The sequence below is a fragment of the Actinosynnema sp. NPDC059335 genome, from assembly GCF_042752395.1.
In the GTDB taxonomy this organism is placed as follows: Bacteria; Actinomycetota; Actinomycetes; order Mycobacteriales; family Pseudonocardiaceae; genus Actinosynnema.
Map to the genome: position 1 here is coordinate 41,771 of NZ_JBHYXZ010000059.1, position 5,030 is coordinate 46,800.

A 5,030-nucleotide genomic window follows, 5' to 3' on the forward strand; every position below is an offset into this window, starting at 1 on the left:
TCGAACGGCTTGGAGCCGGCCGGCAGGCCCAGCTTCTCGGCCACCACGTCCTGACCCTGCTTGAGGATCTCCGGGCGCAGCTTGACGTTGCCCGGCTTGTAGACGCCGTGCACGTTGCCGAACGTCGCCGCGACCAGGTAGCGGCCCTTCTCACCGGCGCCGAGGGCGTCCACCGTCTTCAGGTAGTCCTCGGGCGAGGTGTAGAGCTTCTCGTTGATCTCGGCGACGACGCCGTCCTCCTCGCCGCCGACGACGCCCACCTCGATCTCGAGGATGATCTTGGCCTTGGCGGTGAGGTCGAGCAGCTCGGAGGCGATCTTCAGGTTCTCGTCCAGCGGCACGGCCGAGCCGTCCCACATGTGCGACTGGAACAGCGGGTTGAGCCCGCGGTCCACCCGCTCCTGGCTGATCGCGACGAGCGGCCGGACGTAGCCGTCCAGCTTGTCCTTCGGGCAGTGGTCGGTGTGCAGCGCGATGTTCACCGGGTACTTCTCGGCGACCACGTGCGCGAACTCCGCCAGCGCAACCGCGCCGGTCACCATGTCCTTGACCTTGGTGCCCGAGGCGAACTCGGCACCACCGGTCGAGACCTGGATGATCCCGTCGCTCTCGGCTTCCGCGAATCCACGCAGGGCCGCGTTGAGGGTCTCGGACGAGGTGACGTTGATCGCGGGGTAGGCGAACTCGTTCGCCTTCGCGCGGTCGAGCATCTCGGCGTAGACCTCGGGGGTTGCGATGGGCATCGGTGGGTCCTCCTCGGGTGCCCGGAACGCGGTGTCGGCAGCATCCTACGACCACGGCCCGGCGGGGAAAGATGATCAACGGCATAGTGGAGCCATGGCGATCGCACGGTGGAACGGCGAGATCATCGCCGAGAGCGACAAGACCGAGGTGGTGGAGGGGAACCACTACTTCCCCCTGGAGTCGGTGAAGGCCGAGTACCTCCGGCCCTCCGACACGAACACGGTCTGCCCGTGGAAGGGCAAGGCCAGCTACTACACCCTCCACGTGAACGGGGCGGACAACCCCGACGCCGCGTGGTACTACCCGGAGCCCAAGTCCGCGGCGGCCAACATCAAGGACCACGTCGCGTTCTGGAACGGCGTCGAGGTGACCGACAACTAGTCCGCGAGCGCGGCGGCGACGTCGCGCAACGCCCGCTGGGCGTCGGCGGCGCCGACCACCTGGACCGCCACGTGGTCGGCGCCCGCCTCGTGGTGCTCGCGCAGGCGCCGCGCGACGCGCTCCACCGGGCCCCACGCCACCAGCGCGTCGACCAGCCGGTCGCTCCCGCCGTCCGCCAGGTCGTCCTCGGTGAACCCGTGGCGCAGCCAGTTGCGGGTGTAGTTCGGCAGCCGCAGGTAGTGGGCCAACGCCCGCCTGCCCAGCTCGCGGGCCCGGGTCGGGTCCTCCTCCAGCACCACGTGCTGTTCCGGCGCGAGCAGCACGCCCGCGCCGACCGTCTCGCGCGCCCGCGCCGTGTACTCGGGCGTCACCAGGTAGGGGTGGGCGACGCTGGTGCGCGCGGCGGCGAGCCGGAGCACCCGCGGCCCGAGCGCGGCCAGCGCGAGCCGGTCCCGCGGCACGTCCAGCTCGTCCAGGTAGTGCAGCAGCTTCTGGTAGGGGCTGTGATAGACCTCACCCACCAGCTCGCCGTGCCCGACGCCGATGCCGACCAGGAACCGGTCGGTCCACGCCAGCGCGCGGTAGCCCTCGTTCAACTCGCCCGCCGGCGTCGTCCAGACGTTCACCACGGCGGTCGCCACGGCGATCTTCTCGGTGGCCTCCAACAGCTCGGAGACCGTGGTCAGGACGCTGCCGTCGGGCGAGCCGCCGAGCCAGAGCGCCCCGTAGCCCAGCTCCTCCAGCTCGGCCGCGTCCTCGCCCCGCCCGCCCCACCGCGCGGCCCGGTCCCACACGCCGTACCTGCCCAACTCGACGGTCATTTCGTCTCCCCACGAACTAGGTGCCGGACAGGGCAACCTCCGCGGGCCGGCATTTAGTCCTGACTGCTCCGGTCGCGCGGGGTGGACCACCCGGCCTAGCTTCGTGACATGACGAAACTCGGAACGAGCGACCTCGACGTGTCGCGCCTGTGCCTGGGTGGCAACGTGTTCGGCTGGACCGCCGACGAGGAGACCTCGCTCGCCGTGCTGGACGCCTACGCGGACGCCGGCGGCAACTTCGTGGACACCGCCGACGCGTACTCGGCGTGGGCCGAGGGGCACGTCGGCGGCGAGTCGGAGACGATCATCGGCCGGTGGCTGCGCCGGCGCGGCGACCGGGACTCGATCGTGGTCGCGACCAAGGTCGGGGCGCTGCGGGGGCTGGACGACCTCAAGGCCGCCACGATCGAGCGGGCCGCCGAGGACTCGCTGCGCCGCCTGGGCGTGGACCACATCGACCTGTACTACGCCCACCGGGACGACCCCGACACGCCCCAGGAGGAGACGCTGGCCGCGTTCGACCGGCTGGTGACCAGCGGCAAGGTGCGGCACATCGCCGCGTCCAACTACACCGCCGACCGGCTCACGTCCGCGCTGGCCGTCTCCGAGCGGGAGGGGTTCGCCAGGTTCGTGGCGCTCCAGCAGGCGTACAACCTGGTGGACCGCTCCTACGAGGGCGAGCTGTCCCGCGCGGTCGCCGACCACGGGCTCGCGTCCGCGCCGTACTGGGGCCTGGCGAAGGGCTTCCTGACCGGCAAGTACCGGCCGGGCGTCGCGGTGGAGAGCGCGCGCGCCGCCGCCGCGTCGAAGTACCTCGACGAGCGCGGTCTGCGGATCCTCGCGGCGTTGGACGAGGTCGCGGAGGCCCACGGGACCACCCAGTCGGCGGTCGCCCTGGCGTGGCTGGCCGAGCAGCCGACCGTGGCCGCGCCGATCGCCTCGGCCCGCACCACCGACCAGCTCGCCGAACTCCTCCCGGCCCTCACCCTGGAGCTGAAGGCGGACGAGGTGGCGGCCCTGACCACCGCCAGCGCCGTTTAACTCTCCAGTAGCTTACTGACGGTAGGTTGCGTTACGGTGGCCTCCCTGGCACAGCGGCTGAGGAGGTCACCGTGGACGTTGCGGGCAAGGTTGTCCTGATCACCGGCGCGGCCCGGGGCATCGGCGCGGAGGTCGCGCACCGCCTGGCGGCGAAGGGCGCGCGGCTCGCCCTGGTCGGCCTGGAGGGCGACCTGCTCCGGGAGGTGGCCGAGCGGTGCGGCGGCCGGGCGTGGGAGGCCGACGTCACCGACTGGGAGGCCCTGGAGACCGCGGTGAACGGCGTGGTCGACCACTACGGCGGCATCGACGTCGTCGTGGCGAACGCGGGCATCGCCGCCACGGGCTTCATCCGCTCGATGGACCGCGACGCGTTCGAGCGGGTCATCGACGTCAACCTGCTCGGCGTGTGGCGCACCGTCCGGACGTGCCTGCCGCACCTGGTCGCGAGCCGCGGCTACTGCCTCGTCGTGTCGTCGCTGGCGGCGATCGTGCACATCCCCGGCAACGCCGCCTACTCCGCCGCCAAGGCGGGCTGCGAGGCGTTCGCGGACAGCCTGCGGGCCGAGGTGAAGCACCTGGGCGTGGACGTCGGCGTGGCCTACTTCTCGTGGATCTCCACCGACATGGTCAACAGCGCCGACGAGCACCCGGTGTTCGGCCCGATGCGGCGCGGCATGCCGGGCCTGGCCGGCAAGAAGTACCCGGTCTCGGACGTGGGCAAGGCCGTGGTCCGGGGCATCACCCGGCGGTCCCGGGCGGTGCACGTGCCGGGCTGGGTGGGCGGCCTGAAGCTGTTCCGCGCGCTCACCCCCCGGGTGGTCGACCGGCAGGCCCCGAAATCGGTGCCCGCCGCCGACCGCGAGATGGCGGCCAACGACCTGTCCGGCCTGGTGGGACCGGGCGGCTCGGCCGCCGCGAAGCCCTAGAGCCAGACCCCCATCACCGTCTCCCACTCGTGCACGCGCGTCTCCTTCACCACGTTGGCGGGCGTGTACGGGTCGGCGGCGAGCACCTCGCGCAGCTCCGCCTCGTCGGCCACCTCGTACACCAGCAGCGCCCCGGACTGGTCGGCGTAGGGGCCGGAGACCAGCAGGACACCCCGCTCCACCAGCGTGGCCAGGTACTCGCGGTGCGCGGGCCGGACCGCCATCCGCTCGTCCTGGTTGTCCCCGAACACCAACTCGACCGCGAACCGTGCCATCGATTGCCACCTCCGTTGTGCAGCGCCGCACCGAAGCTACCGGGTGACGGGGTAACGTCTTTTCCGTGGTCGGTCCCGATCGGAACAGCGGCGGCATCGCGCGTGTGCAGGACACGCTGACGAACCTGCGGATCCAGGACGGCGCGGCCCCGGCCCCGACCGGCCCGCTGACCCTGGAGGACCTGTACCGCCAGCACCGCATGCGGCTGGTCCGCCTGGCGCTGCTGCTGGTCGACGAGCCGGCCACGGCCGAGGACGTGGTGCAGGAGGCGTTCACCGGCCTGCACCGCAACTGGAAGAACCTGCGCGACGCCCAAGCCGCCGTCGGCTACCTGCGCACCGCCGTGGTCAACGGCTCCCGCAGCGTCCTGCGCCGCCGCAAGACGGCCCGCGACTACACCCCTCCGCACGTCGCCAACGCGAGGTCCGCCGAGAGCCTCGCCATGCTGACCGCCGAACACCAGGCCGTCGTCGCCGCCCTCTCCCAACTGCCGCCGAGGCAACGCGAGGTCCTCGTGCTGCGCTACTACGGCGACCTGTCGGAAGCCGAGATCGCCGAGGCCACCGGCATCAGCAAGGGCACCGTGAAGAGCACCGCCAGCCGCGCCCTGGACGCCCTGCAAAAAATCATGGCCGCCAACTGACCCGAGCCACACGGCACCGGCCGCCACCCCACCTCCGCACCGCAACCGGCCGCCCGCCCCCGCCCCACTCCCTCACCGGCGCGCCTTTCCCGACCAAGGGCTTCGTGTCATCCCGCCGACCTGGCGCAGCCCTACCGCGCGTGTCAAGGGGGCACTCCCACCCCTACCCGCACCTGACGCTGGAACCGCCCCCTTGAC

General features: G+C 71.8%; 7 protein-coding genes. 4 read left to right on the forward strand and 3 right to left on the reverse strand.

Features of this window, described 5'->3' with window-relative positions:
- Window positions 1-743 (reverse strand): class II fructose-bisphosphate aldolase (fbaA, locus tag ACFXGA_RS19945; protein ID WP_378089917.1); only part of this gene is annotated, 743 nt, incomplete at its 3' end.
- A gap of 94 nt (window positions 744-837) precedes the next feature.
- Here fbaA and ACFXGA_RS19950 point away from each other — a divergent pair.
- Window positions 838-1,125, forward strand: coding sequence for a DUF427 domain-containing protein (locus tag ACFXGA_RS19950; RefSeq protein WP_378089919.1), 288 nt, complete (start codon window positions 838-840; stop codon window positions 1,123-1,125).
- Here the strand turns inward: ACFXGA_RS19950 and ACFXGA_RS19955 are convergent.
- The gene (locus ACFXGA_RS19955) at window positions 1,122-1,946 is read right to left on the reverse strand and encodes an LLM class F420-dependent oxidoreductase (protein WP_378089921.1); all 825 of its coding nucleotides are present in this window, start codon (window positions 1,944-1,946) and stop codon (window positions 1,122-1,124) included. The genes ACFXGA_RS19950 and ACFXGA_RS19955 overlap by 4 nt on opposite strands.
- Window positions 1,947-2,054: 108 nt before the next feature.
- Between ACFXGA_RS19955 and ACFXGA_RS19960 the strand changes: the two genes are divergently transcribed.
- Complete coding sequence (locus ACFXGA_RS19960) at window positions 2,055-2,987, forward strand: aldo/keto reductase (protein ID WP_378089923.1); 933 nt, start codon at window positions 2,055-2,057, stop codon at window positions 2,985-2,987.
- 71 nt (window positions 2,988-3,058) lie between these two features.
- Window positions 3,059-3,913 carry an SDR family oxidoreductase gene (locus ACFXGA_RS19965; RefSeq protein ID WP_378089925.1) on the forward strand — a complete coding sequence of 285 codons (855 nt, stop codon included), beginning with the start codon at window positions 3,059-3,061 and terminating at the stop codon, window positions 3,911-3,913.
- On the opposite strand, the gene ACFXGA_RS19970 is transcribed toward ACFXGA_RS19965, so the two are convergent.
- The gene (locus tag ACFXGA_RS19970) at window positions 3,910-4,188 is read right to left on the reverse strand and encodes a YciI family protein (protein ID WP_378089927.1); all 279 of its coding nucleotides are present in this window, start codon (window positions 4,186-4,188) and stop codon (window positions 3,910-3,912) included. The genes ACFXGA_RS19965 and ACFXGA_RS19970 overlap by 4 nt on opposite strands.
- 65 nt (window positions 4,189-4,253) lie before the next feature.
- Between ACFXGA_RS19970 and ACFXGA_RS19975 the strand changes: the two genes are divergently transcribed.
- On the forward strand, window positions 4,254-4,832 hold the full coding sequence (locus ACFXGA_RS19975; protein WP_378089929.1) for a SigE family RNA polymerase sigma factor: 579 nt from the start codon (window positions 4,254-4,256) through the stop codon (window positions 4,830-4,832).
- Window positions 4,833-5,030 lie beyond the last annotated feature (198 nt).